The 23692-nt window shown below is 62.4% G+C and carries 30 protein-coding genes and 1 pseudogene; 15 read left to right on the plus strand and 16 right to left on the minus strand.

Annotated elements, in window-relative coordinates; translation table 11 throughout:
* Positions 1–111: 111 nt before the first annotated feature.
* A complete protein-coding gene (gene msrB / locus OU993_RS01795) occupies positions 112–519 on the plus strand; it encodes a peptide-methionine (R)-S-oxide reductase MsrB (RefSeq protein WP_268154412.1) in 408 nt (135 codons plus the stop codon).
* A gap of 86 nt (positions 520–605) precedes the next feature.
* Here the strand turns inward: msrB and OU993_RS01800 are convergent, their stop codons facing one another.
* Positions 606–2309: a vanadium-dependent haloperoxidase gene (locus OU993_RS01800; RefSeq protein WP_326493817.1), complete on the minus strand. Its 1704-nt coding sequence runs from the start codon at positions 2307–2309 to the stop codon at positions 606–608.
* A 206-nt stretch (positions 2310–2515) separates the two neighbouring features.
* Between OU993_RS01800 and OU993_RS01805 the strand changes: the two are divergent.
* Together OU993_RS01805 and OU993_RS01810 are read left to right on the plus strand one after the other, a co-directional pair.
* A pseudogene (locus OU993_RS01805) lies at positions 2516–2710 on the plus strand (peptide-methionine (R)-S-oxide reductase); the annotation flags it as partial.
* Between the two features lie 368 nt (positions 2711–3078).
* A complete protein-coding gene (locus OU993_RS01810; RefSeq protein ID WP_268157457.1) occupies positions 3079–3972 on the plus strand; it encodes a DMT family transporter in 894 nt (297 codons plus the stop codon).
* Between the two features lie 45 nt (positions 3973–4017).
* Here OU993_RS01810 and OU993_RS01815 read toward each other — a convergent pair whose 3' ends face one another.
* The gene (locus OU993_RS01815) at positions 4018–4920 is read right to left on the minus strand and encodes a LysR family transcriptional regulator (protein ID WP_268154414.1); all 903 of its coding nucleotides are present in this window, start codon (positions 4918–4920) and stop codon (positions 4018–4020) included.
* A 119-nt stretch (positions 4921–5039) separates the two neighbouring features.
* Between OU993_RS01815 and OU993_RS01820 the strand changes: the two genes are divergently transcribed.
* Positions 5040–5558: a phenolic acid decarboxylase gene (locus tag OU993_RS01820; RefSeq protein WP_326493818.1), complete on the plus strand. Its 519-nt coding sequence runs from the start codon at positions 5040–5042 to the stop codon at positions 5556–5558.
* 29 nt (positions 5559–5587) lie between these two features.
* Here OU993_RS01820 and OU993_RS01825 read toward each other — a convergent pair whose 3' ends face one another.
* The 6 genes from OU993_RS01825 to OU993_RS01850 form a co-directional block, all read right to left on the minus strand.
* Positions 5588–6088 (minus strand): GNAT family N-acetyltransferase, encoded by a 501-nt coding sequence (locus OU993_RS01825; RefSeq protein WP_268154416.1) that lies wholly within the window; start codon positions 6086–6088, stop codon positions 5588–5590.
* A gap of 108 nt (positions 6089–6196) precedes the next feature.
* Positions 6197–6484 (minus strand): helix-hairpin-helix domain-containing protein, encoded by a 288-nt coding sequence (locus tag OU993_RS01830; RefSeq protein ID WP_268154418.1) that lies wholly within the window; start codon positions 6482–6484, stop codon positions 6197–6199.
* A 146-nt stretch (positions 6485–6630) separates the two neighbouring features.
* The gene (locus OU993_RS01835; RefSeq protein ID WP_268154420.1) at positions 6631–7080 is read right to left on the minus strand and encodes a nuclear transport factor 2 family protein; all 450 of its coding nucleotides are present in this window, start codon (positions 7078–7080) and stop codon (positions 6631–6633) included.
* A gap of 134 nt (positions 7081–7214) precedes the next feature.
* Positions 7215–7883: a PAQR family membrane homeostasis protein TrhA gene (gene trhA / locus OU993_RS01840; RefSeq protein WP_268154422.1), complete on the minus strand. Its 669-nt coding sequence runs from the start codon at positions 7881–7883 to the stop codon at positions 7215–7217.
* Positions 7884–8081: 198 nt separating this feature from the next.
* Positions 8082–8414 (minus strand): TraR/DksA family transcriptional regulator, encoded by a 333-nt coding sequence (locus OU993_RS01845; protein ID WP_268154424.1) that lies wholly within the window; start codon positions 8412–8414, stop codon positions 8082–8084.
* Positions 8415–8425: 11 nt separating this feature from the next.
* Complete coding sequence (locus tag OU993_RS01850; protein ID WP_268154426.1) at positions 8426–8836, minus strand: universal stress protein; 411 nt, start codon at positions 8834–8836, stop codon at positions 8426–8428.
* Between the two features lie 192 nt (positions 8837–9028).
* On the opposite strand from OU993_RS01850, the gene OU993_RS01855 reads away from it, so the two are divergent.
* On the plus strand, positions 9029–9904 hold the full coding sequence (locus OU993_RS01855; protein WP_268154428.1) for a VOC family protein: 876 nt from the start codon (positions 9029–9031) through the stop codon (positions 9902–9904).
* A gap of 117 nt (positions 9905–10021) precedes the next feature.
* Positions 10022–11128 (plus strand): AI-2E family transporter, encoded by a 1107-nt coding sequence (locus OU993_RS01860; protein WP_442792919.1) that lies wholly within the window; start codon positions 10022–10024, stop codon positions 11126–11128.
* Positions 11129–11140: 12 nt separating this feature from the next.
* Here the strand turns inward: OU993_RS01860 and OU993_RS01865 are convergent, their stop codons facing one another.
* A complete protein-coding gene (locus OU993_RS01865; protein ID WP_268154432.1) occupies positions 11141–11536 on the minus strand; it encodes a DUF930 domain-containing protein in 396 nt (131 codons plus the stop codon).
* A gap of 133 nt (positions 11537–11669) precedes the next feature.
* Between OU993_RS01865 and OU993_RS01870 the strand changes: the two genes are divergently transcribed.
* The 4 genes from OU993_RS01870 (at position 11670) to OU993_RS01885 (ending at position 16138) form a co-directional block, all read left to right on the plus strand.
* The gene (locus OU993_RS01870) at positions 11670–11957 is read left to right on the plus strand and encodes a hypothetical protein (protein WP_268154435.1); all 288 of its coding nucleotides are present in this window, start codon (positions 11670–11672) and stop codon (positions 11955–11957) included.
* A 188-nt stretch (positions 11958–12145) separates the two neighbouring features.
* The gene (locus OU993_RS01875; protein WP_268154437.1) at positions 12146–14251 is read left to right on the plus strand and encodes a S9 family peptidase; all 2106 of its coding nucleotides are present in this window, start codon (positions 12146–12148) and stop codon (positions 14249–14251) included.
* A gap of 166 nt (positions 14252–14417) precedes the next feature.
* Complete coding sequence (locus OU993_RS01880) at positions 14418–15677, plus strand: DUF2254 domain-containing protein (RefSeq protein WP_268154439.1); 1260 nt, start codon at positions 14418–14420, stop codon at positions 15675–15677.
* Between the two features lie 203 nt (positions 15678–15880).
* Positions 15881–16138, plus strand: coding sequence for a hypothetical protein (locus tag OU993_RS01885; RefSeq protein WP_268154441.1), 258 nt, complete (start codon positions 15881–15883; stop codon positions 16136–16138).
* Positions 16139–16160: 22 nt separating this feature from the next.
* On the opposite strand, the gene dmeF is transcribed toward OU993_RS01885, so the two are convergent.
* Complete coding sequence (dmeF, locus tag OU993_RS01890; RefSeq protein WP_268154443.1) at positions 16161–17240, minus strand: CDF family Co(II)/Ni(II) efflux transporter DmeF; 1080 nt, start codon at positions 17238–17240, stop codon at positions 16161–16163.
* A 36-nt stretch (positions 17241–17276) separates the two neighbouring features.
* Positions 17277–17549 (minus strand): Ni(II)/Co(II)-sensing transcriptional repressor DmeR, encoded by a 273-nt coding sequence (gene dmeR, locus OU993_RS01895; RefSeq protein WP_268154445.1) that lies wholly within the window; start codon positions 17547–17549, stop codon positions 17277–17279.
* 137 nt (positions 17550–17686) lie between these two features.
* Between dmeR and OU993_RS01900 the strand changes: the two genes are divergently transcribed.
* A complete protein-coding gene (locus OU993_RS01900) occupies positions 17687–18232 on the plus strand; it encodes a hypothetical protein (protein WP_268154447.1) in 546 nt (181 codons plus the stop codon).
* 27 nt (positions 18233–18259) lie between these two features.
* On the opposite strand, the gene OU993_RS01905 is transcribed toward OU993_RS01900, so the two are convergent.
* Positions 18260–19000: a cation transporter gene (locus OU993_RS01905; protein ID WP_268154449.1), complete on the minus strand. Its 741-nt coding sequence runs from the start codon at positions 18998–19000 to the stop codon at positions 18260–18262.
* A gap of 83 nt (positions 19001–19083) precedes the next feature.
* Between OU993_RS01905 and OU993_RS01910 the strand changes: the two genes are divergently transcribed.
* Positions 19084–19497: a MerR family transcriptional regulator gene (locus OU993_RS01910; protein WP_268154451.1), complete on the plus strand. Its 414-nt coding sequence runs from the start codon at positions 19084–19086 to the stop codon at positions 19495–19497.
* 323 nt (positions 19498–19820) lie between these two features.
* Here OU993_RS01910 and OU993_RS01920 read toward each other — a convergent pair whose 3' ends face one another.
* The gene (locus OU993_RS01920) at positions 19821–20090 is read right to left on the minus strand and encodes a ribbon-helix-helix domain-containing protein (protein ID WP_268154452.1); all 270 of its coding nucleotides are present in this window, start codon (positions 20088–20090) and stop codon (positions 19821–19823) included.
* A 156-nt stretch (positions 20091–20246) separates the two neighbouring features.
* On the opposite strand from OU993_RS01920, the gene OU993_RS01925 reads away from it, so the two are divergent.
* Complete coding sequence (locus OU993_RS01925; protein ID WP_268154453.1) at positions 20247–20702, plus strand: cupin domain-containing protein; 456 nt, start codon at positions 20247–20249, stop codon at positions 20700–20702.
* Positions 20703–20714: 12 nt separating this feature from the next.
* Here OU993_RS01925 and OU993_RS01930 read toward each other — a convergent pair whose 3' ends face one another.
* Positions 20715–21413, minus strand: coding sequence for a nucleotidyl transferase AbiEii/AbiGii toxin family protein (locus OU993_RS01930; RefSeq protein ID WP_268154455.1), 699 nt, complete (start codon positions 21411–21413; stop codon positions 20715–20717).
* 35 nt (positions 21414–21448) lie between these two features.
* Positions 21449–21685 (minus strand): hypothetical protein, encoded by a 237-nt coding sequence (locus OU993_RS01935; protein WP_268154457.1) that lies wholly within the window; start codon positions 21683–21685, stop codon positions 21449–21451.
* A 232-nt stretch (positions 21686–21917) separates the two neighbouring features.
* Here OU993_RS01935 and OU993_RS01940 point away from each other — a divergent pair, with 232 nt between their 5' ends.
* Positions 21918–22406, plus strand: a complete 489-nt coding sequence (locus OU993_RS01940) for a GNAT family N-acetyltransferase (RefSeq protein WP_268154459.1) — start codon at positions 21918–21920, stop codon at positions 22404–22406.
* 25 nt (positions 22407–22431) lie between these two features.
* Complete coding sequence (locus OU993_RS01945) at positions 22432–22998, plus strand: type 1 glutamine amidotransferase family protein (RefSeq protein ID WP_268154461.1); 567 nt, start codon at positions 22432–22434, stop codon at positions 22996–22998.
* A gap of 52 nt (positions 22999–23050) precedes the next feature.
* Here OU993_RS01945 and OU993_RS01950 read toward each other — a convergent pair whose 3' ends face one another.
* Positions 23051–23692 carry a hypothetical protein gene (locus OU993_RS01950; protein WP_268154463.1) on the minus strand — a complete coding sequence of 214 codons (642 nt, stop codon included), beginning with the start codon at positions 23690–23692 and terminating at the stop codon, positions 23051–23053.

The raw sequence follows: 23692 nt of genomic DNA on the forward strand, positions 1-23692 counted from the left end.
ACGGCATGAAAACCATGGGCTCAACGTGGCCGGCGCGGAAATCGACATGGATTCGACCTTTTTCCGACCGGTCGCCCTCCCTATCTAGGGAGGGATTGAAAGGAGCAAGCGATGTCGGACACTGTCACAAAGAAGGTGAACAAAAGTGATCAGGAATGGCGCGAACAGTTGACGCCGGAGCAATACCGCATCCTGCGGCAGGCCGGGACCGAGCGGGCGTTTACCGGCCCCTACTGGGACAATAAGCAGGCCGGGCTCTACCGCTGCGCCGGCTGCGATACGCCGCTTTTCCTCTCGGACACGAAATTCGATTCCGGCTGCGGCTGGCCGAGCTATTTCGCGCCGCTCAGCGAGGATGCGGTCGTGGAACTGCGTGATACCTCGCATGGCATGGTGCGCACGGAAATCCGCTGCGCCACCTGCGACGGGCATCTCGGCCACGTCTTCCCCGACGGCCCGAAACCGACGGGGCTACGCTATTGCATCAACGGTTATGCGATGGTGTTCGAGCCGGTGTGAGGGGATCGCGGAAGGGGGGTAATCCAGCGCTGTGCGCGCACCCTGATCGGCCCCGTCTGCACCCGAGGGGAGACGGGGCAAAGCAGTCAGCGTACAGGGGTAATGGCCATATTGAGCGCGACCTGCTGGAACGGGTGAACGGCGATGTTCTGGACGGGTGGCGGCTCCCGCAAGCCGTTCTGCCAGATATCGTTGGCGATACCGAGACCGAGGGGGATGCCACCAACGGGCAGCGCCTGCCTCTTCGGCCAGACATTGGAATATCTAAAGGTTGCGGGGCGACCATAACGGGGCCCTTCTTGAGGCGCATCGGCGGGATCGAATGAATCGAAATTCCAGTGCACCCCAAGATAGACACGGCTGATGCCGTTTTCGAAGATCGCATCCCACAAGGATGCGAATCTGCGGACGATGCGCGTGCGGATGGTGCCCGGCTGGTCGCTCAGCGGCGTCGCGGGATCGTAGGGGCCGTCCAGATCACGGCTGACACCGTTCAACTCCTCGGAGACGAACTCGAAGGCCAACCCGTCGATGCCCTGCCCGTCTTTCTCTTCGCCGGCCTGTCCCAGAAACAAACGGACCATCTGGAAGCAGGCAGCGCCGAACGTGGCATGGCCTGAGGGATAGGCGGGGAACGGTGGCTTGAATGCCTGGCGATTGGTGTTGGTATCCGGCGCGCCGAGTGCGGTCCAGAACGGATCCGCATCCGGATCGATCGAGATCGTGCCGTTGGCGGCCCCCGGTCCACTGCCGCTATCGTGCTCGCGGACACCGGTCTGTGGTCGCCAGAGTTCCCATTTGTATTTTTCCTTCCAGGCAAATTTTCCTGCATCCGCCATGGCAACGTTGATGAGAGCAAAGAGCCGGATCAGCTGGCCATGAGTCAGATTGCCTGTCACCTCAGCCTCATAGAGCTTGCGGACGATCTGATTGTAGAGCCTCGGCGGCGTGCCGATCAGGTTTGCGCCGTCATAGGCCCAGAAATAGGCGGCAACCGTCTGGTCCGGGCTGCGTGTCAGCCTCGCAGATCCCGGCGCACCACCCAACGCGACGACTTCGCGTAAGGCATTGTTGTAAAGCGGCCCCCCCAGCGGTGGCGGTGCCAGCGCATGATCCTGCGGAAAATGAACGGCGAAGGCCTGCACGTCACCATAGTGAGGGCCATGATAGGCCCGGACCGGCTTGCTGCCGCGTTCGGGATGCTCCGGATCCAGCGCAACCCGGCGAACAGGATGGACCGGATCTTCCCTGAACTTGTAGCGTCCGGTGCTTGGCCGATAGTAGCCGGCATCGGCACCCGGCTCTCCTGGCTTCACACCGAGTTTGACCATGATCGTCACGCCAATGATCTCGCCGAACGCGTAGGCCGGATGCAGCGTATTGATCTCGCCAGGATAGGAGCTGATCAGGTTCCGCATCATCACGACGAGCGTCTCATGTGTTGCATCCGGGATTGCATTTGCTTTGCGGGTATAGAGCGCATCCAGGACCTTGGTTGCAGCGCCCGCCATGGCAAGCTCGGCGTCTGCCGTTGCCCAGTTCGGATTGGCCTGAGCCGGCAGTGCCGTCAGATATGTCTGGTAGGGCGAAGCCTGCCCCAAAGCTGCGAAATAGGCATCATGCATGGCAAGATGCAGGAGACCGAGCGCCCGCGAACTCATGGTCGGACCGGTTTGCGGGCCGTCCAGACTGTGGACAGCGCGGTTCATCTCCAGCCCAACATGGTTCCAGTACAGGACCGGTATTCGGTTTAAGTGCGCACCCTCACTCACGGCCGGAAGCATCAGCATGTCATCCCCCCTTGGACCTTGCTCATCAACCCAAAAATGTCTGCTGAAGTGTTATTGCGTATATTACGCACAATCTTAATTTATGACAATAGCAATAGTGTACAACCTAAAAAATTACAACTAAAATTTGTAAAACCTTCTAAAGATAGGGCAGAATCCGTTGCCGATACGCGCCGCATACCGCCGGAAAGCGGCTTCAGCGGAACTGGCCGAGCTATTTCGCGCCACTGCGCGAGGATGCGGTCGTGGAACTGCGCGATACCTCGCATGGCATGGTGCGCACGGAAATCCGCTGCGCCACCTGCGACGGCCATCTCGGCCATGTCTTCCCCGACGGCCCGAAACCGACGGGGTTGCGCTATTGCATCAACGGTTATGCGATGGTGTTCGAGCCGGTGTGAGGCTTTCCGGTCTTCGTGTGTCGGGATGAGGCGGGGCGCTGCTGCATCCTGCTTCTCGCCATCTGAACCAGGGCCCTGTTAATTTGAAACAAGACCCCTCCCCAACCCCTCCCCACAAGGGGGAGGGGCTTAACCTGCCGCGGCCTCATCGCCTTGATCAGGGCATGGCGGCGCCGCAAGTCATCTCCCACCTTGTGGGGGAGATGGCCGGCAGGCCAGAGGGGGTTTTCCCATATGCAATAACCCTCACCTCAAAACGGGGAGAGGTCACGACAAGCCGCAAGGACGTCACAGTTCGGTCGAGATCGAAGCATCGCTTTCGGGAAGAGGATAGGTTCCAGGTGAAATCCACAGGAACCGACATGCCGATGCCCGTCCAGACAAGCCTTGCCCGCGAACTTCTTCTCCTTTTGCTTCTCGCCACCTGCTGGGGATCGGCCTATACCTTCATCAAGGTCGGCATCGAGACGATCCCGCCGGTCACACTGATTGCCGCGCGCACCTTCCTCGCCGGCGCGCTGCTTCTCGCGATCCTGCGGCTGAGGGGGCTTCGCATGCCCTCTGACAAAGCTGTCTGGGGCCGCTTCCTGGTGCAGGCCTGCCTCAACAGTGCGGTGCCCTTCACGCTGATCGCCTGGGCCGAACAGAGCGTCGATGCGGGGCTTGCCGTCATTCTCAATTCGCTGACACCGGTCGTGACCTTCCTCATCACGGCGCTCGTTACGCGGCATGAGGCCGTCTCCAGCCGTAAACTGATGGGGGTCGCGGCCGGGTTGACCGGGGCGAGCCTGATCATCGGTGTCGGCGCGCTGGACGGCTTGGGGCGTGATGTGGTGGCACAGCTTGCCGTGGTGGCGGCGACCGTCTGTTATGCCTGCGCGGCGATCTACGGCAAGAATTTCAAGGGCCTCGATCCGATGATGCCGGCGGCCGGTTCGCTCGTCTGCGGCGCGGTGCTGCTGTTTCCCGCAAGCCTTGTGCTCGATCACCCCTGGACGCTCAGCCCCTCGCTGCCATCGCTCGCGGCGCTCGTGGCGCTTTCGGTCTTTTCCACCTCACTTGCCTTTGTCATCTATTTCCGCCTGGTCCAGACGCTGGGCTCTGTGGCGACCACCTCGCAGGCCTATCTGCGCGTTCCGATCGGCGTGGCGATCGGCGCGATCTTTCTCGGCGAGCGGCTGTCGCTGACCGCCTGGATCGGACTTGCCTTCGTGATGATCGGCGTCATCGCCATGACCTTGCCGAGCCGCCGCATCGCCTGATGGCATGCCGCCCCGCCCCCTTGCATCCCCGCCGGGCCCGGCAGATCAGCCTTCCGCGGCGCCCGGGGGCGCAATCCGGCCATCCTGCAAGAGGCGCCGCAGGATGGCGGCGGGATGATCATCGGACAGGTCCTCGCGCGCGACACAGAGACCGAGCAGCACAGGGCGAACGCGGCCGAGCGCCAGAGGCAGCGCACGCAGGGTGCCTTCCTCCAGATCGGCCCGGATCGCATCCGCCGGCAACCAGCCGAAACACAGGCCGCTGCGCACCGCATCAATGGCGGATTCGACCGTGCTCATGCGCCACAGCCGCCCCGGCAGCCGCTGGGCGCGATCCTCCACCTCCAGCCCGCGCACCTCGACGCAGGCATACCGCGCAAGCGCGCTGTGGCGGATGGTCGTCGGTGACGCGTGAAGCGGGTGATCGGCATGGGCAACAGCGATCAGTTCCACATGCGCGATGATGTCCACATCGCGGCTGCCGGCCTCGACCGTCAGCACCGCGACATCATAACTGTCGGGATCGGCATCGGTCACCGTCAGGCGCACGGTTTCCACCAGTTGCACCTCGGCATCCGGGCAGGTGGAGGCGAAATCCCGCAGCACGGAAAACAGCCGCGCGCGCGAAAACAGCCGGTCCACCAGCAGGCGCACGGTGATCGCGCCGCCACGGGCGATCTGGCGGCCGCGCCGTTCCACCCGCATCAGGTCATCGAGCAGCGGCGTCACCTCCGCCAGCAGCCGAGCGCCGGGCTCCGTCAACGCGGCGCGCCGTCCCTGCAGGATGAGAAGATCGACGCCCACCGCCTCCTGCAGCCGTGCCACGGCATAACTGACGGAGGACTGGCTGCGGTTCAGCCTTTCCGCCGCCGCGGCAAAACTTCCCTCCGCCACGATGGTGCGCAGGACACCCCATTGTTCGAGCGTGGAACGCGGCAGCAGCGACATGGGCGAGGATCCCGGGGATGATCAATCGGATTTTCCGATGATAACGGACCGAATTCGAAACTGGAACAGAGGAAATTTGCCTTTATTCTCAATGATCATCAACGCATGAGGAATGACAGATGTCCGATCTTTTCGAATCCACGAAGCCGGAAGAACTGACCGCCCTGGTGGGGCAGCATTTCATCTACACCTATGAAAACGGCTGGCAGTACGAAATGTATGTGAAGAATGCGCGCACGATCGACTATCGCATTCACGCCGGCATTGTGGGCGGCCGCTGGGTGCGCGACCAGCTTGCCCATATCGTGCGCCTGGCCGAGAATGTCTTCAAGATCTCCTGGGACGAGCCGACCGGCACCACGGTCAGCGTGGCCGTCAATCTCGCCGAGCGCAGGCTGCACGGGGTCATCTTCTTCCCGGCCTGGATTGCAGAAGATCCCGGCAAGACCGTCTGCTTCCAGAACGACCACCTGGACCGGATGAAGGCTTTCCGGGATGCCGGGCCGACCTATCCGAAGCTGGTCATCGACGAATTCGCCGACATCACCTATCTGGAAAATTGCGGCGCCGACAACGACACCGTGATCGTCTGCCCGCCGGACCAGCTTCCGTCGGGTTATGTCGCACGCCGCAACTAACACCGTGCCCGGATCCGATCTCGCCTCAGCTAGACGCGCAGTTCCATGCAGGTGAGATCGAGCCAGCGGCCGAACTTGATGCCGACTTCGGAAAAGCGGCCAACCTCGCGAAAGCCGAGGCTCTGGTGCAGGCGAACGGAGCCGGCATTGCCGGATTCGATGCAGGCGACCATGACGTGGACGTCGCCCTCTCGGGCGCGTTCGATCAGTGCCTGCATCAGTGCCCTGCCGATTCCGCCACCGCGATGGTCCTTCTCGACATAGATCGAATGTTCCACCGTGTGGCGAAAACCCTCAAAGGCGCGCCAGTCACCATAGGAGGCGTAACCGGCGATCTTACCGTCACGTTCTGCCACCAGCACCGGAAAACCACGCTCCAGGCGGGCCTGATGCCAGGCCTTGCGGTTGTCGAGATCGACCAGCGTCTCGTTCCAGATCGCCGTGGTGTTGGCCACCGCATCATTATAGATGGCGAGGATTTCGGGAAGATCGGCGGGCGCGGCATCGCGGATCGTCAGGTCGGCGGCCATGGGGCGTTCCACTATAGTTGACTTTCGTCTCCCATAGCAGACGGCCTTGCCGCCGGTAAAGCGGCATTTCGCCAAGGATGCGGCCCTTCATCGGCCTTCGGGAGAGGGTCAAGGTGCCGGCAGACCGGTTCCCTCGCCCTCCGCGGCAGGACCACCGCCCCGCCCGCGGGCGATTTCGGCGCGGATCAGTTCCAGCGATCGCTGGCCGATGCCATCGAGCTGCAGCAGATCGCGATCGGACAGTCCGGCGAGCTGGCTGAGACGACGGATACGGTTGGCCTTCAGGGCCTTGACGATCCAGGGCGGAAGGCGGCTCTGGTTCAGGAGATCACTGGCAGGCGGACTGCCGGTCTCGGATCTGCGGCGTGGTTTTGGCGAGGCACGGTTTGCGGGCATGGCGGTTTTCTGCCGGTCGTTGCGGTTCCGCGGGAGCGAACTTCCGGAAGGGCCCGCAGTTCCTCACCCGATAAGGAAGTTTTTGTGAAGCGTGTGATGGTGCCGCCAGGAGGCCTGGGCCGCACCATCTTGTTGCCGGCCTGCCCTCAGGCGTAACCGCCTTGCGCGCGCTGTTCGGCCAGTTCCTCCTGCGCCCGGTCGAGTTCGCTGCGCCCGTCCTTCGTCTTCTGTGCGGCGGGCAGCTGGCGCGGATCGAAATAGGTGCGGAAGGCAACGATCTTACCCTCTTCCTCCTCCAGCACCGAAACACCGGCATACCGAAACGGCTTGCCGCCGATCGTGCCGCGGCTTTCCCATTCGAGGAAGGCGGTGCCGTTTTCGCTGGCGACCGTACGGAAATCCGAGGCGATCTCATCGAAACTGCCGCGGTAATCGCGCCAGAACCGATCCGGCTCATCGCTCCCCTTCCCCTCGCCCGACAGGATCGGATTGGAGACATCCGCATCCTCGCGGAAGAGGTTTAGGATCGCCCCGACCTCGCCGGTCTTTTCCAGCCGCTTCAACGCCTCGACAAATTCGCCCGCAAGCTTCGACATGGGTTTTTCCTTTCCGATGGGTGGTGTGTGACCAACCGAAAGGACGGGGGAGTGTTCCCGGATTTGTGTGGGGATGGCACGACCGCCTCTGCCATTCGAGGGACGCTGCCCGTCGAGTTAGCTCAGCTCAAGCGTCAGACACCGCCACCCGACAGGCTGAAACAGGTCATCACCGCCGAATAATGCACGGCGGCCGCGGCAATGACGAAGCCGTGCCAGATGGCGTTCTGGAAGCGCAGGCGTTCCCAGACGTGGAAGATGACGCCGAGCGAATAGATGACGCCGCCGATGACGATCAGCCAGAGGGTGATCGCGGGCAGGAGTTCGGAAAGATGCGGCACCACCACGACGCCGCTCCAGCCCATGCCGAGATAGAGCAGGATCGCGAGCCGGTCGTATCGGCCGGGAAAGAGGCATTTCAGCGTGATGCCGATCACCGCCATGGCCCAGACGAAGACCAGCATCGAGAGGATCATCGGATCGGAGGCGCCGCGCTGCAGGAAGGGCGTGTAGGTCGCCGCGATCAAGACATAGATCGCCGAATGGTCGAAGCGACGCAGAATCCACTTCGTCTTCGACTGCGGCCAGATGTTGTAGGTGAACGAGGTGGCAAGACAGAGTACCAGGCCGATGCCATACACCCAGGCGGCGGCGAGTTCGCCATGGCTCGACCAGATGGTGGCATAAAAGATGAGCGCGGTCACGCCGATCAGAGCCAGCACGATGCCGACGCCGTGGATGACGCCGTCGGCGACGATCTCGTGAAAATCATAGGTCCGGCCGAAGCGGAACAGGTCGGTCATGCGAGATCACTCAATGCAAGAACTTCGTCGTCAGCCCCTAGAATGACGGCTGGAGGACGGGGACGCAACCGGCAGGCCGCCATTTCCCTCATCACATTGCATTGTGATCGTTTAAGGATCGTTCCCTGCCGGTTCGTCCGGCCCTGTGCGGACGGACGAACCGGCAGGGATTGTCAAACCGCGGGGTACGTCCGCGATTTACAGATCCGCCGCGCACGCGGCACAGAGCGCCGCGTGCGGCACGGCATCAAGCCTTTCTCTTGCGATCGGCTCCCCGCATTTGCCGCAGAGGCCGTAGGTGCCGTGGGCGATCCGCTCCAGCGCCGCCTCGATGGCCACCAGTTCCTTCTGCCCGGCACCGCCAAGCCCCTCCAGAACCTCGTCATTGTTGCGTTCGATGGCGCGGTCGTCGTCATCGGCATTGCGCGGCTGGTCGAGATCGGTCTCGATGCGCGTGAGCCGCAAGGTGAGTTCCGCACGTCTGGCTTCCAGGATCGCCCTGTAGGGACCGGGATCGATGGTCACGTCCATGGTCTTCTCCTTTAACGGTCAACAAGGACCGAGCATTTGGCGTGGCGCACGATGCGGTCGGCGGTGGCGCCGATGAAATAGTTGGAGAAATCCGGCACATGCGACGCGAGCATGATGAGATCGGCCTTGTTGGCCTCGGCGGCGGCAAGGATCTCGTGCGCCGGGCCGCCCTGGCGGATCTCGATCGTCGAATCAAGGCCGAGCTTGTCGCGCAGGGCGGTCAGCTTGGCGCTGGCATCGGCGCGGGCCTGGCCCATCAGATCCATCGGAATGTCGATGGTGAGATAACCCGGCACTTCCTCAACGACATTAACGATGACGAGCCGGCCGCCCGCATCGAGAAGGGTGGCGGCCTTGGCGAGCAGGCGCTCTCCCTTTTCCAGCTGGGCAATGTCGACGGCAACGGTGATGCACTTGTACATGATCTGTCTCCCAAGATGCGGATGAAGACAGTCTTCACCCGTCCCGGTGGCAGTGCCTTGAGGGAAGTCAAACCGAGTACGCGCGGTTGTTCATTTTTCATGAACATTGTTTCGCCAATTCCGAATCTGTGTTGAACGCACGAGCGCGCGTATATGCGGGGACAGGTTCCGCGTTCACCGAAAGCTTCCATCATGGCAGAGACAGACAAGCTTCCCTCCCCGGCATTTGCGCTCACCCGCCCCGCGCATGTGGAGAGCGCGCATCTGGTGGTGCAGGATCTCGCGCGGGTGGCGGATTTTTATCGCGACATCATCGGGCTGTCGGTCCTCGAGCGGACACCGAGCGGGGTGCTGATGGGCGTTGCCGGGGTGCCGCTGCTGACCTTGTCGACCAGCGCCATGGCAGCGCGGGCGCCGCGCAGCGCAGCCGGCCTGTTCCACAACGCCTTCCTGGTGCCGGACCGGCCGGCGCTCGCCGCCTGGCTGGCGCATGCCGCCCATGCCGGTGTCAGGCTCGACGGCGCTTCCGACCATCTGGTCAGCGAGGCGATCTACCTCTCCGATCCGGAGGACAACGGCATCGAGATCTACCGTGATCGGCAGCCTTCGGAATGGACCTATCACGATGACGGGACCGTGGAGATGGCAACCGAACGGCTGGACCTGCAGGCGCTTTATGACAGCGCGCCGAAAACGCGGTTTTCCGGCATGGCAGACGGCACCGCGCTCGGCCACATCCACCTGCAGGTGGGCGACATTCCGCAGGCGGACGCCTTTTTCCGCGACGTGCTGGGGCTGAAGGTGATGGCGCGCTATCCGGGCGCAAGCTTTTTTGCCACCGGCGGTTACCATCATCACGTGGCGGCCAATATCTGGAACAGCCGCGGGGCGGAGGCCCGTCGCATCGGCATGACCGGGCTTTCCGATTACCGGCTGAAGTTCAACGCCGAAAGCGAACTCCAGACAGCGCTTGCCGGCCTCGAGCGACAGGAGATCAAGACCACCCGCACCTCCGACGGCTGGTCGCTGCGCGACCCCTGGGGCATCGGCCTGACGCTGACCAGCTGAGGCCCGATTGCGAGGCTTGGAACCCTCTGTCTTCTGACACGTTGATGGCGTCGATCAGGAGAACACCCACCCATGTCATCGACCAATGCCCGCACCCTGCGCAGCAAACGCCGCACCATGGAACACGAGGCGGCGCGGCAGGACGAGGTGGCCGTCTATGGTGACGCCACCGAGTTCATGCCGCTTGGCCGGGAGGCGCTGGAACTGGCCAAGGCCTGGGCGGTCATCGGGCTGTTCCTCATCGTCAGCATGGCGATCGTCGAACAGTTGGGACTGATCCTGAAACCGCTGACGCTGGCGCTTGTCGTCGGCATGATCCTCGGCATGGTGGCCGACCGGATGGGCGAGATCGGCATTCCGCGCTTCGGCATCGCCATCATCCTGTCCTCGCTCGTCATGCTCGCCGTCTTCCTGCTGATCAACGCGCTCGCCGAACCGGTGGCGATGCTCGTCAGCGACGGGCCGCGCGTGCTGGAACAGATCATCGGCAAGGTGACGCCGTTTCTCGAACGCCATCACTGGCTGAACATCAGCCCCTCGACCTTCGAGGCGGCGCCGATGACCATGGAAAAGCTCGTGGAAAACAGCGGCAATGTGCTGAGCGTCCTTTCCGGCAGCCTGACGCCTGCGGTCGTGCAGGGGTTGATCTTCTTTGCGGGCCTGCTGCTCTTCCTCTACGGTCGGCTGCGGCTGCGGCGCACGTTGATCATGGCCTTTCCGAGCCGGCGCCAGCGCCTGCTGTCGATCCGCATCATGAATGCGATCGAGGAGGTGCTGGGTTATTATTTTGCCACCGCCAGCCTGATGTATGCCGGGCTCGGCGTGATCATGACGCTGATCGCCTATCTCGGCGGGCTGCCGATGCCGGTGCTGTGGGGCGTCTTTGCCTTCCTCTCCAGCTTCATTCCCTTCCTCGGCATCACGCTGATGACCTTTTCCGTCGCGGTGGCCGGCATCCTGACCCATGACGCGCTCATCCTGGCGCTTCTGCCGGCAATCGTGTTTTTCCTCGTGCACCTGGTGATGGAGAACCTGCTGTTTCCGGCGGTGATGGGGCGGCAGTGGGAAATCAACCCCTTCCTCGTCTTCATCGCCATCCTGTTCTGGACCTGGATGTGGGGAGCGGTCGGCGCCATGCTGGCGCTGCCCTTGTCGCTGATCGTCATGACGATCGCCCAGGAGCTGTTCCCCGAGCGGCGGACGATGCCCCAGCTGCCGGGCTGAGGCATACCCCTTCTATTCGTAGAGGTAATATTCCGACCATTCGTCGCGCGGCACCTTGGCGCCGACCTTGTAGTCGAAGGACTGGATCGTCAGGCCGTCTTCGGCCGTCTTGCATTTGTATTTCAGCCGGTACCATTCGCCCTTGCTGCGGAAGACCGCGCCCGGCGCCTTGAAGAAATCACCGGCCTCCACCGTATCGGCAAAGGTATAGGCAATCACCTTGTCGGGCCGGAAATCCTTCTCGTTCTTCGAGATACGGCTCATGGCCTCGATGTCACAGCGCTGCTCGCGCCGCTCCTCGGGCGTCAGGCGGTCGAGCTGTTCAACAATGCTGCTGTCAAGCGCGTGGGCGGGAAAGGCAGTCATCAGCGCGAAGCCGACGGCGGCGGTCGAAGATCTCAGGGTCATGTCATTTCCATCCAATGTGACTCGGACGGGGCGGAAACTAGGGGAGGTGTATCAAATTGACCACCTACCGATGCGGGAATAGGGTGAAATGTGATCACGGCTCGGGGGAAGGCATGCGGATGGGGAACGCGCCATGACGATCGGCGAGAGCAGCAAAACACCCACAGCACCTCCTCCGCCGCTGTCGGATGCACGCAAGGAACAGATCAAGCTGCGCGCGACCTTCCTGAACGGGATCGGCATCGGGGTTATCCTCATCGGCGTCTTCACGCCCCTCACCCGCATCATGGTCGGCGACATCAATGCCGGCACTGACGTCCTGAGCGCTTCCCTGTCGCCTGTGGTTTGCTTTTTCCTTGGAACGGCCCTACATTTGATAGCGACACGCATGCTTGGAGACCTGAGCCGTGACACTCAATGATATCATCGTCCTGACTGTACCCGTTGTTGGCCTTCTGGGCGTTGCCGCTTTCGTTTATTGGCAGAACGAGCGCGACGGCAAACGCGATCTGCGCAAGTAACGTCGTTCCGCGGCACTTTACCGGGCTTGTTCTCGCGCGCGCCCCGGCCTATCTCTGGCACTCCTTCCCCTGATGCCGGAGTTCTCCCTTGGCCCAAACCAAAGCCGTCTTCCAGAACCTCCCTACCCCGCCCGAAGCCAAGAAAATCGCCTTCAGCGACACCCGCCACGGGATCACCCGCACCGACGATTACGCCTGGCTGCGCGCCGACAACTGGCAGGCAATGTTCAAGGACCCGTCGATCCTCGATCCGGAGATCCGTGCGCATCTGGAGGCGGAAAACGCCTATATGGAAGCCGCCCTTGGCGACACCGCCGACCTGCAGAAGGCGCTGTTTGCCGAAATGAAGGGCCGCATCAAGGAGGATGACAGCTCCGTTCCGATGAAGGACGGGGCTTTTGCCTATGGCACGCTGTTCGTCACCGGCGGCGAGCAGGCGCATTATTTCCGCACCCCGCGCGATGGTGGCGACAAACAGGTCCTGCTTGACGGCGACAAGGAAGCCGAGGGCAAGGATTATTTCCGGCTTGCCGGCATCGACCATTGCAGCGACCACAGCCACGGTATCTGGGGTTATGACGACAAGGGGTCGGAATATTTCACCCTTCGCGTGCGCAATCTTGAAACCGGCGAGGATTTGCCCGACGTGATCGACAATACCGCCGGCGGCGGGGTCTGGGCGCCGGACGGCAAGAGCTTTTTCTACACGCTGCAGGACGAGAACCACCGGCCGTCCAAGGTCTTCCATCACGTCCTCGGACAGCCGCAATCGGCGGACCGGCTCGTCTACGAGGAGAAGGATCCCGGCTTCTTCATGGGCGTTGGCGGCTCGCTGCTGGATGATGTGATCTATATCGACATCCACGATCACGAGACCTCGGAATACCGTATTCTCTCGACCAAGGATCTGACCGCCGAGCCCCTGCTGGTGGCGGAGCGCGAAGAGGGCGTGGAATATTCCATGACCGAAGGCGGCGACATCTTCTACATCCTGACCAATGACGGCGGTGCTAAGGATTTCAAGATCATGGCGGCGCCCTTTGACGCGCCGGGCAAGGAAAACTGGGTCGACGTCGTGCCGCACGAGCCCGGCCGCCTCATTCTCTCGCATGCCGCCTATGCCCGCCATCTGATCTGGCTGGAACGCCGCGAGGGCCTGCCGCGCATCGTCATCATGGACCGCGCAAGCGGCGAGCAACATGCGATTGCCTTTGCCGAAGAGGCCTATTCGCTCGGCCTGCAGGGGGCTGCGGAATACGATACCGACGTCATCCGCTTCTCCTACTCCTCCATGACGACACCGAGCCAGCTCTTCGACTACAACATGGCAACCCGCGAACGGGTGCTGTTGAAGACGCAGGAAGTGCCCTCCGGCCACAACCCGGACGACTATGTGACGCGCCGGGTGATGGCGCCGTCGCATGACGGCGAACTGGTGCCGGTGTCGCTGCTCTACCGGAAGGACACCAAGCTCGACGGCTCCGCCCCCTGCCTGCTGTACGGTTACGGCGCCTATGGCGTGACGATCCCCGCCTCGTTTTCAACCAACACGCTGTCGCTGGCCGACCGCGGTTTCGTCTATGCGATTGCCCATATCCGCGGCGGCAAGGACAAGGGTTTTGCCTGGTACGAAGACGGCAAGATGGAAAGCAAGCCGAACACCTTCAAGGATTTCATCGCCGCTGCCGACCATCTGGTGAAAGAAGATTTCACCTCTTACGACAACATCATTGCCGAGGGCGGGTCCGCCGGCGGCATGCTGATGGGGGCGATCGCCAACATGGCGCCGGAGAAATTCGCCGGCATCATCGCCGCCGTCCCCTTTGTCGACGTCTTGAACACCATGCTGGACGACACGCTGCCGCTGACCCCGCCGGAATGGCCGGAATGGGGCAATCCGCTCGAGTCGGAAGAGGAATATCGCTGGATCGCCGCTTATTCGCCCTATGACAATGTGAGCAACAAGCCCTATCCGCCGATTCTCGCCATCTCCGGCCTCACCGATCCACGCGTTACCTATTGGGAGCCGACCAAGTGGATCGCGAAGCTGCGCGACACGGCACCCGAGGCAGGGCCTTATCTCCTGAAGACCAATATGGCCGCCGGCCATGGCGGCAAGTCCGGGCGTTTCCAGCGGCTGGAAGAAATCGCCTTCGAATATGCCTTTGCCATCAAGGTGGCGGGGAAGATGTGAGCGTCGGTCTGCCGGGGCCCGGCTGACGGGCTTCGGCGTCCTTGCGGCGAAACCTTCCGGGGTTCCAGGCGTTGCCAAGGCGCCGGTTGTCCGTTGACGGCCGTCAAACCAGTCGAAACAGTCGGGCCGGCCTCGTCTTGCGCCCGCTTTCTACCCGGGGGGCGCGATGTTTTCCAGACAGGTCTGGTTCCTCAAGCGGATGACGCGCCGGTTGTGGTTTACGGCGACCCTCTACTGCCTGTTCGGCGTGGCAACGGCACTTGCCGCCATCTGGCTTGCTCCCTATCTGCCGGAAGACCTGCCGCGCACCTTCGGCGCGAAATCGGTCGATTCGATCCTCACCATCATCGCGTCGAGCATGCTGGCGGTGACGACATTTTCGCTCACCACGCTGGTTTCGGCCACCAGCGCGGCCGCCAACAGCGCGACACCGCGCGCCACCAGCCTGCTGCTGGAGGACCGCACGGCGCAGCGGGCGCTGTCCACCTTTCTCGGCGCCTTCCTGTTTTCGCTGATCGGGCTCATTGCGCTCAACACCGAGCTTTATGGCGAGCGCGGGCGCTTTCTTCTGTTTCTCGCCACGCTTTTGATGGTGGCGCTGATCGTCGTCACGCTTCTGCGCTGGATCGACCATCTGGCCGGTCTCGGGCGGGTCAGCGAAACGATCTCGCGGGTGGAGGATGCGGCGAGCCAGGCGCTTGCCGCGCACCGTAAGGACCCGAGCCTTGGCGCACGCGCCTGGGCCGCGCCGCCGGCCGGTGCGATCGATATCCTGCATGACAAGGTGGGGTATGTGCAGCACCTGGATATGGCCTCGATCAACCGCCTTGCCGAGGAACTCGATGCCGAGATCTACGTGACCCGGCGGCCCGGCAGCCAGTGCGACCCCTCACATCCCATCGCGCATCTGGTGCTGAAGGACCACGGCAAGACCTTGCCGCCGGATGCGGTTGCGAGCCTCCGGGCCACGTTTTCGATCGGCGACCGGCGTTCCTTCGACCAGGACCCGCGTTTCGGGCTGATCACGCTGTCGGAGATCGGGTCGAAGGCGCTGTCGCCCGGCATCAACGATCCGGGTACTGCGATCGACGTGCTGGCGACCCTGACCCGGCTTCTGGCCCAGGCGCCGGCGCGTGACCCGGCGCCGATGCACCACGGACGCGTCTATCTGGCGCCGCTTGCGGAAGAGGACCTGATCGATGCCGCCTTCATGCCGATCTCGCGCGATGGCGCGGGCCAGGTCGAGGTGGCGATCCGCCTGCAGAAATCCCTTTCGGCGATTGCGGCTGCCGGGGCTGCGGACCGGGCGGTGTGCGAGCGCATGGCGCGCTCGGCGCTTGCCCGCGCACAGGCCGCCCTCTCCTTCGACGAGGACCGCGACCGGCTGGCCACGGTTCACGCCGCGCTCTTTCCGCATCACGGCTGAAAGAGAGTGTTAATCATTTGCCGGCCTACTGCAGCCGGTCCCGTCGCAATCCGCGTCGCGGATCAGGAGGCGAAGCAGCCGCAACCGCGATAACGGCCGCGCTGTCAACGCCCAAAAACCGATGAAACCGCAAAGCGGCAAGCCTCGCGCAAGCTTCAATGGTTAATGAAGGATTAACACCTTCAGAATCACGAGCCAGCGCCATGCAGATTGAGAGCCGACTGAGTGGCTACGGTTACCCCGCAAAGCCATACATCCTGGACCGCAAGGTCGAAGAGAATGCCCCGGCTGCGACCGAAACACGCCGTTTCAGCGACGGCGCCATTACCGGCAGCAGCACGCTTCTGTCCTCCTCGCTTGCCAATGCCCTCTGGGCCGTCGAAGGCGACCGCCAGGAGGTGAACGAAACCCCGACCTCCTCCGCGATTGCGCAGGTCGAGGATATCTATTCCGAATTCTGACAGCCCCTGACGCGCCGTCGCGTCAGGCCGGCGTGACCTCCATGGTCACATGAGACAGACCTTTGAGGTCGGCGATTTTTTCCTTGTACACCTGAGGCGCCTGCGGCGTCTGCGTCACCAGCGAGACGATCGCCGCGTGATGGCCGGGCCCCACCTGCCAGACATGCAGGTCGGTAATCCTCTCCCCCTCGCCTTCGAGCCGCATGCGGATTGACCGGGCGAGTTGCCCTTCCCCCGGCACGGCATCCAGAAGCACGCGCGAGGTATCGCGGATGAGGCCGAAGGACCAGCGGGCAATCACCAGGCCGCCGACAATACCCATCACCGGATCGAGCCAGACGAGGCCGTAACTGCGCCCCAGAAGCAAAGCAACGATGGCGAGGACCGAGGTCAGCGCATCGGCCAGCACATGCAGATAGGCGGCACGCAGATTGTTGTCGGCCCCGGCATGATGGCCGTGGTGATGGTGACCATGGGCATGATGACCGTGGTGTTCTTCTGCCCCGTGATGATGATCATGTGCCTCGTCATCATGATGGTGGTGATGCCCAGCGCCATGGCGATGGCCGTGGTGGCCCTCATGATGGTGATGTGGCGTATCCTGGAGCAGCCAGGCGCTGACGAGATTGACGACAAGCCCGAGTCCGGCCACCAGGATGGCCTGGTCGAAGGCGATCTCTCCGGGCGAGAAAAGTCGCAGCAGGCTTTCGACCGCAATCAGCAGCGCAATCAGCGCCAGCGCGATGGCGCTGGCAAAACCGGCCAGATCCCCAAGCTTGCCGGTGCCGAAGGTGAAGCGTGCATTGTGCGCCTCGCGTCTGGCATACCAATAGGCGCCGGCAGCGACCAGCATGGCACCCGCATGGGTGGACATGTGCCAGCCATCGGCAAGAAGCGCCATCGAGCCGTAAACCGTGCCGGCAATGATTTCCGCCGCCATGGTGGCCGCCGTCAGGGCGATGACGAGCCAGACCTTACGTTCGTTGCGCCGGTGGTTTTCACCGAGGAAGACATGCGTATGCCCGCCATCAGGGTGCGTATGGCCATGGGGATGCGGTTCGCTGTCGTGATGATCGTGGCCGGTCTGATCAGGGCGTGCCATGGTGTTCCTCCGTGCTGTTTTTGTGTTCCGTTGTCGTCAGCGGATATAGGTCCGCAGGACTTCGGCGAGTTCTTCGGCGGCCGCCTCCCGCTCCGCCTCGCTTGCCGCATGCACGACGTGTTCGTGCAGGTGGCCCTGCATCACCTCCCCCGTCAGCCCGGAGAGCGCGCCACGGATGGAGGCCAGAAGCTGAAGCACCTCGCCGCAGGGTTTTTCCGCCACAAGCGCACGCTCGACCGCCTCCATCTGCCCTTTCAGGCGACGCACCCGCGTCAGCAATTTGTCCCTGTCCCGAACCGTGTGCGCCATGTCTCAGCCTTATACCATAGGAGGGTACCCTATCCTATAGAGGCATATTTTCTGGTACGCAAGCGTTCTCTTATGGACAGGTTCACGCAGGTTTCCGCTGGAATCCTTCCTCATCACCACCGGAGCCCGTGAGTCTGATGACGACGATCACAAGCAGCACCAGCGTTTATTCCATCTCTTCCCTCTACAGAAACAGCAAGACCGGCAGCGCGACGACAAGCGTTCTGGACCTGATGGAGGACAGCAATTCCTCCGGCAGCAGCAGCAGTTCGCGCGGAAGCGTCAGCACCGCCTCCGACGAGGCCTCCACCAGCAGCGATGCCTCGCTGAAACTCTCCGGCCAGCTGTGGGACCTGATGTCCAGCAGCAGTTCGGACGAGGAGGAGGATCAGGACAGCATCAACAGCCAGTCCTTTGCTTATGAGACGGACGAGGTTTCGACCGAAACCACGACGGAGGAGGAGTTCCTCAGCCTGTCCGGCATGACGCTCGCCGAACGTATCCGTCAGCAGTATCTCGACGACAACGACCTGACGGAAGACGACCTGAAGGCGATGGATGCCGATCAGCGCGCCAAGATCGAGGACGAGATCCGCGAACAGATCGAGGCGGCGACCAAGGAACTGCAGGGCATGGACGGCACCGACCTTGCCGCCACCGCAAACGACACGAGCGCGGCCTGAGGTTGAGGCCGCGCCCTACCCTGACCCTTATCGGGCATGGCCATGATGGCCATGGGGGTGATCATGGTCATGAGGACCGTGATCATGCGTGCAGCAGGTGGCGTTTTCTGCCGTCTTGCCGTGATCATGCGGATCGTGGTCCGGATCGATTGTGCCGCCGGCCTGCCATTCCGCCCAGGACTGTTTCAGGATCTGGACGGATGAGGTGAGGAAAAGCCCGGCCATGACGGCCGCGACGGCAAGATCCGGCCAGGCCGTGGCCGTGCCCCAGACGCCGAGGGCGGCGATCATGACGATGACATTGCCGATCGCATCATTGCGCGAGCAGAGCCAGACCGAGCGGACATTCGCATCACCATCCTTGTAATTGATCAGCAGCAGCACGCTCAACAGATTGGCGGCAAGCGCCAGGACACCGATGACGCCCATGATCGGCGCTTCCGGCACACCGGCCACGAAAACGCGGTAGACGGTGGAGCCGAAGACGAAGAGCCCCATCAGGAACAGGCTGACACCTTTGGCCGCCGCCGCGAGCGTGCGCACCTTCAGGGAGGCGCCGATGACGGCCAGCGAAATGCCGTAGGTGACCGCATCGGCAAAAAAATCCAGCGCATCCGCCTGCAGCGCCTGGGAGCCTGCCAGACGGCCCGCCGTCATTTCCACGGCAAACATTGCCGCATTGATGAGGATAACCGCCCAGAGGCGGCGTTTGTATGCGGGCGAAAGCCCCTCGAAGGTCGCGTTGTGGTCGCAGCAGCCCGCGCTCATGATGTCACCTTATCGCTTGCAAATTCATGGTGACACCACAGATAATCCCTCCAGTGACTAGAGGTTCAAGAGGTTTTTTCGCGATGTTCTCGATCGGCGAGGTTTCCAAACGCACCGGCGTGAAGGTGCCGACCATTCGTTATTACGAAGAGATGGGGCTGATTTCTCCCTCCGAACGGTCCGACGGCAACCAGCGGCGCTACAGCCGGGGCGACGTGGAGCGGCTGACCTTCATCCGCCACGCCCGCGACCTCGGTTTCGAGATCGACCGCATCCGCGAGCTGATTGCACTCAGCCACCACCCGCAGGCCCCGTGCGATGGCGCCGACCGCATCGCGAGCGCCCATCTGGCCGAGGTGCGCCAGAAGATCGACCAGCTGAAGCGGCTGGAGGCAGAGCTGGAACGCATCGTCTCCCATTGCGGTGGGCATACGGTGGAGGATTGTTACGTGATCCGCGCACTGTCGGACCATGGTTTGTGCGAACACGAACATTGACAGGGTTAGGGCTTCGCCGGAGATCTCCGATAGAGCGCCTCGTAATCCTCCCCGCCATAGTTATTCGTGATTTCGACGCGATGCTCCCGAGCCAGGTAAGCGATCACCGCGCGCCCCTCGAACGGCACCGTGCGCAAGCCCGGAAACAGGTCATCGCGACGGCGCCCTCGTCGGCGCATCGCCGATCCTGCGGCAGCGCGCTATGATGCGTTGAACGAAACCGCCGGCAACCGCCTCGTTCTCGCTCCGTTCAAATACGATCAGGTAGATGGTTTGCAGGTCAGCGAGAGCTTCCATACGGAAGGTAACCGGCAACCTCTGGATCATCGGGCGGACTTGACCTGCTGCATGAAGGCCGTCATGCGGCGCTCCACCTCGTCCGCTGAGAGGGGGTCCTTGCCGTCCGTCACAGACTGATGGACGCGCTGGCGCAGGTGTTCCAACCGACGCGAGACGTCTTCCCCCTCCAGCAGCCGCACCGCTGCTTCCACGACGGCGCCCTCGTCGGCGTATTCGCCGCTTTCCACACGCGCACGCATCGCCTCGAGCGCTTCCGGCGACAGATCGATGGCGATCCTCTGTGTCTTGACCATGATGGCCTCCAGAAAACCTTCAGCGGCTTGGCAAGACTAGCAGATTTTCCGTCTCCGTCCTACACTCGTTGGCGACAGAGAGCCGCCGCAACCCCGGAACGATCGCGTTCGCTCCGGAACGCGGCGAGACCGTAACGTGAAAGATCAGGCAACCCCATGCCCATCATTCGACACAACGAGGCGCCGCTGGAGGAATGGACCGGTGAAGGCCGCAATGCGGAACTTGGCCCCTATACGGCGCGGCTGTTGAGCGATGCCGGCGGCCTGACCCAGTTCGGCGCCTTCGTGGAGACGCTGAAGCCGGGCGCACGTTCCTCGCACCAGCACTGGCACGAGCGGGAGGACGAGTTCGTCTATGTGCTCGCGGGCACGGTGACGCTTCTGGAAGGCGAGACGGCAAGCGACATGCGGCCCGGCGATGCGGCCACGTTCAAGGCGGGCGTGGCACTTGGGCATTGTCTCGAAAACCGGACGGACCAGGATGTCACCTATCTCGTCGTCGGCACCCGCTCGCCGGACGAGGTGGTGCATTTCACCCAGAAGGATCTGCTGCTGACCAAGGTGAATTTTGAAAAACGGCTCACCGACCGACAGGGCAATCCGGTGGATTGATCCGGTTTCACGTCAGGACCATAGCTTTTCAACCTCCCGCCTCAGCGCGGCGAGGGCAGCCAGCGTCACAGAGCGATCCATGTCGAGCACGGTGATGGCATGATCAAGTTCCGGTCCTTGTTGCAGATGGCCAAGGATGCCCACCATCTTGCGGCCAATATCGTCACCATAAGCGGCCTCGGCTTTCTCAACGGCTCCCAGCGGAAACCTCCCATGCTGGCGGACAAGATGACCGAGATCGATGGCATCCCGATAGGCAACGGCGCGATCGTAGCAACGGTCTGCGTTCGCCAGCAGTTTCTCCGTGACCATATCGGACAGGCTAAGGATCGGAACGCCGAGATCCGGATGTCTTGTTCCCGCAACCTCGACCCGCCCCTCCCGGATGAACTCGAGTTTCAACAGCAACCCTTGATACTCCAGAAGCGCTCGCACACCATAGGTATCGGCGACGACGTCGCGCACAAGTCGGACGTCACGGGGGAAAAGTCGCGCCGCTTCGGATGTCGCCACCAGGTTCCGTAAGGTTCGATAACCCTCGCGATCCGAGCAAAGGAAATCAACATCCAGCGAGCGGCGATACTCACCATGAGTGAGAACAATCGCTGTGCCACCGCCAAAGAAGCACCGGCACGCCTCAAGACGCCCGGCATCCAGAGAACGCAGGAGTCTGGCGATGATCCGGTGTTCCTCTCGCTGAAATTCCTTCACTCGCCCTCTCCTGCCCCGCCGTGATGACCGCACGATCAGCTCAACAGCCGACCGCCGCCATGGGCATTCGTCAAAGCCTCGATGAGCCGAGCCTCCTGCTGCGTCAGACGCGCCTTGTCGATGAAGCGCCAGTTGCGCTCGTAAAGCGCAAACGCCTCAGCCGCGGAGATGGCACGCTTCGGGTCTCGGCTCCAGAGAAGCAGGCGAAGCTGCGGAAAATCCTCAGGCACAATCCGTTCATTCGCATCGGCGATAGTGTTTCTCTTGTCCATGTCGTCATCCTACCATCATCGCCGCGCCGCGTCACACGCCTCTTGACTCTCCGGCCAATCCGGCGCATGCATGCCGCCATGATGATCGTACACGCACCCATCGCTGCCATGTATTTTTGGGCCTACCGGTAACGGGCGGCTCGACAGATCACAATGTCAACAAGCCGCCGTCAGGCGGCTTTGTTGTTTGAAGAGGCACCTGACGGCACAGAACCAGAAAAAGGATGCCGCAATGCCCGAAGATACCGAAATCTCCCTGATGCGTCCGGCCGTGGTGAATATCCGCGTGGCGAAACCGCGCGACCTGCCGGAACTCAACGAAATGATCGCCCAGCTGGCCGCCCATCACGGCGATGCGTCTGCGATGACGCCGGAGGCGCTGGAACGCGACCTGTTCGGCCCGATGCCCTGGATCCAGGCGCTGGTGGCCGATGGCGGCGACGGGCTGATGGGCTACGCCATTCTCGTGCCGCTCTACCGCGCCCAGGAAGGCAAACGCGGCATGGACCTGCACCATCTTTTCGTGCGCGACGGCCATCGCGGCCATGGCATCGGCCAGCATCTCGTCAACCGCGCCCGTGACTGCGCCCGCGCGCAAGGCTGCGATTTCCTCTCGGTCTCGGCTGCCACCGGCAATTTTGCCGCGCACCGTTTCTACGAACAGATGGATTTCATTCCGCGCCCGGTGACCGGCATGCGTTTCCTGCAGCCGCTCGCCTGAACCGGCCCCCAAGGAGAACATTCCCATGGCCCGGATCGCGATTGCGCTCACCCCCGATTATGCCGATTGGGAGATCGGCCTTTTGACGGCCGTTGCCCGCAGTTTTCTCGGCGCCGACATCGTCACCGCCTCACCGGACGGCGCGCCCGTCACCTCGATGGGCGGGCTGCATGTGACCCCCGACAGCGCTTATGGCGATCTGGCGCCCGAAAATTTCGACGCGCTGGTCATTCCGGGGGGCATGAGCTGGGAAAAAGGCACGGCGCCCGACCTTGCGCCCCTGATCTCAGCCTTCCGCGCCGAAAAGAAAATCGTCGCCGGCATCTGCGCCGCATCAAGCGCGCTGGCGGCCACCGGCCTCCTCGACATGGTCGCCCATACCGGCAATGCGCTTTTCGCCCACAAGGCCAGCCCCGCCTATCAGGGCGAGGCGCTCTACCGCGACCAGCCCCAGGCCGTCTCCGACCAGGGCGTCATCACCGCCCCCGGCACCTCCCCCTTCACGTTTACAGTGGAAATTCTGAAGGCGCTGGGTTTGTGGACGGAGGAGGCCGAGGCGGAGATGGCGGGCTTTGGCGGGGGGGTTCGGTAGGGGGGTGGTTGGGAATGGGCCGCTTCCGTGCCAGTCGTCACATCCGACAAGATCAGCAGTCGGAATCGATCACATTTTGGAGTGAGCGACCAAGTTGAAGCTCTCCAGCGTTTGCAGCCAAGCGCTCCAGTCGATTGTCTAGGTCCTGAAACCCCTGTGCAAAGCGCTCGATTTCAACAGCGAGATAGTTCCATTCCGGCTCTGCATTAAACCAGCGGTCGACACGTGCATGCGAAGGGAGCAATGCATAAACGGTGATTAGGGGCTGGTCCGGGTCATCATAGTCGGGACAGCGGGCTTCGGTAACATAGCCGTGGGCGAGTTCATTTCGTCTGGCCGCCCATTCGGCATAGGCCGCTGTCTCCTTGCGAAGATCCTTCTTAAATTTGGCAACTGCGGAGTGCTGTCCGCGGAAGTCGCCGGTCAAGAAATCCTCACCTGCATTCCGCAAGAATGCCGCTCGGTCGTGGGTCTTCAGCAGCTTTTCGAATTGATCTATGGCCTTTTTAGCCTCAAATTCGGGTAAATGTCGGTGCAAAGCGTGGGCAAGGCTATTCACCGCAGCGTTGACTCCTTCCCAAGCTGACAAGGCACGTCCGAGTGCAGTGAAGATCGGAACGTCCGCACGATCGCCTTGTCGGTTCCGAAAAAAGCTGCCCGAAGGCCTGTCCCAAGGCATCGTTTTTCTTTTCAC

The organism is Rhizobium sp. SL86, from assembly GCF_026672545.1.
Taxonomy (GTDB): Bacteria; Pseudomonadota; Alphaproteobacteria; order Rhizobiales; family Rhizobiaceae; genus Neorhizobium.

Excerpts from the sequence above, each read along its gene's own strand:
- msrB (WP_268154412.1), top strand. The coding sequence starts at position 112 with ATGTCGGACACTGTCACAAAGAAGGTGAACAAAAGTGATCAGGAATGG.
- OU993_RS01800 (WP_326493817.1), bottom strand. The coding sequence starts at position 2,309 with ATGCTGATGCTTCCGGCCGTGAGTGAGGGTGCGCACTTAAACCGAATA.
- OU993_RS01810 (WP_268157457.1), top strand. The coding sequence starts at position 3,079 with ATGCCCGTCCAGACAAGCCTTGCCCGCGAACTTCTTCTCCTTTTGCTT.
- OU993_RS01815 (WP_268154414.1), bottom strand. The coding sequence starts at position 4,920 with ATGTCGCTGCTGCCGCGTTCCACGCTCGAACAATGGGGTGTCCTGCGC.
- OU993_RS01820 (WP_326493818.1), top strand. The coding sequence starts at position 5,040 with ATGTCCGATCTTTTCGAATCCACGAAGCCGGAAGAACTGACCGCCCTG.
- OU993_RS01825 (WP_268154416.1), bottom strand. The coding sequence starts at position 6,088 with ATGGCCGCCGACCTGACGATCCGCGATGCCGCGCCCGCCGATCTTCCC.
- OU993_RS01830 (WP_268154418.1), bottom strand. The coding sequence starts at position 6,484 with ATGCCCGCAAACCGTGCCTCGCCAAAACCACGCCGCAGATCCGAGACC.
- OU993_RS01835 (WP_268154420.1), bottom strand. The coding sequence starts at position 7,080 with ATGTCGAAGCTTGCGGGCGAATTTGTCGAGGCGTTGAAGCGGCTGGAA.
- trhA (WP_268154422.1), bottom strand. The coding sequence starts at position 7,883 with ATGACCGACCTGTTCCGCTTCGGCCGGACCTATGATTTTCACGAGATC.
- OU993_RS01845 (WP_268154424.1), bottom strand. The coding sequence starts at position 8,414 with ATGGACGTGACCATCGATCCCGGTCCCTACAGGGCGATCCTGGAAGCC.
- OU993_RS01850 (WP_268154426.1), bottom strand. The coding sequence starts at position 8,836 with ATGTACAAGTGCATCACCGTTGCCGTCGACATTGCCCAGCTGGAAAAG.
- OU993_RS01855 (WP_268154428.1), top strand. The coding sequence starts at position 9,029 with ATGGCAGAGACAGACAAGCTTCCCTCCCCGGCATTTGCGCTCACCCGC.
- OU993_RS01860 (WP_442792919.1), top strand. The coding sequence starts at position 10,022 with ATGGAACACGAGGCGGCGCGGCAGGACGAGGTGGCCGTCTATGGTGAC.
- OU993_RS01865 (WP_268154432.1), bottom strand. The coding sequence starts at position 11,536 with ATGACCCTGAGATCTTCGACCGCCGCCGTCGGCTTCGCGCTGATGACT.
- OU993_RS01870 (WP_268154435.1), top strand. The coding sequence starts at position 11,670 with ATGACGATCGGCGAGAGCAGCAAAACACCCACAGCACCTCCTCCGCCG.
- OU993_RS01880 (WP_268154439.1), top strand. The coding sequence starts at position 14,418 with ATGTTTTCCAGACAGGTCTGGTTCCTCAAGCGGATGACGCGCCGGTTG.
- OU993_RS01885 (WP_268154441.1), top strand. The coding sequence starts at position 15,881 with ATGCAGATTGAGAGCCGACTGAGTGGCTACGGTTACCCCGCAAAGCCA.
- dmeF (WP_268154443.1), bottom strand. The coding sequence starts at position 17,240 with ATGGCACGCCCTGATCAGACCGGCCACGATCATCACGACAGCGAACCG.
- dmeR (WP_268154445.1), bottom strand. The coding sequence starts at position 17,549 with ATGGCGCACACGGTTCGGGACAGGGACAAATTGCTGACGCGGGTGCGT.
- OU993_RS01900 (WP_268154447.1), top strand. The coding sequence starts at position 17,687 with ATGACGACGATCACAAGCAGCACCAGCGTTTATTCCATCTCTTCCCTC.
- OU993_RS01905 (WP_268154449.1), bottom strand. The coding sequence starts at position 19,000 with ATGAGCGCGGGCTGCTGCGACCACAACGCGACCTTCGAGGGGCTTTCG.
- OU993_RS01910 (WP_268154451.1), top strand. The coding sequence starts at position 19,084 with ATGTTCTCGATCGGCGAGGTTTCCAAACGCACCGGCGTGAAGGTGCCG.
- OU993_RS01920 (WP_268154452.1), bottom strand. The coding sequence starts at position 20,090 with ATGGTCAAGACACAGAGGATCGCCATCGATCTGTCGCCGGAAGCGCTC.
- OU993_RS01925 (WP_268154453.1), top strand. The coding sequence starts at position 20,247 with ATGCCCATCATTCGACACAACGAGGCGCCGCTGGAGGAATGGACCGGT.
- OU993_RS01935 (WP_268154457.1), bottom strand. The coding sequence starts at position 21,685 with ATGGACAAGAGAAACACTATCGCCGATGCGAATGAACGGATTGTGCCT.
- OU993_RS01940 (WP_268154459.1), top strand. The coding sequence starts at position 21,918 with ATGCCCGAAGATACCGAAATCTCCCTGATGCGTCCGGCCGTGGTGAAT.
- OU993_RS01945 (WP_268154461.1), top strand. The coding sequence starts at position 22,432 with ATGGCCCGGATCGCGATTGCGCTCACCCCCGATTATGCCGATTGGGAG.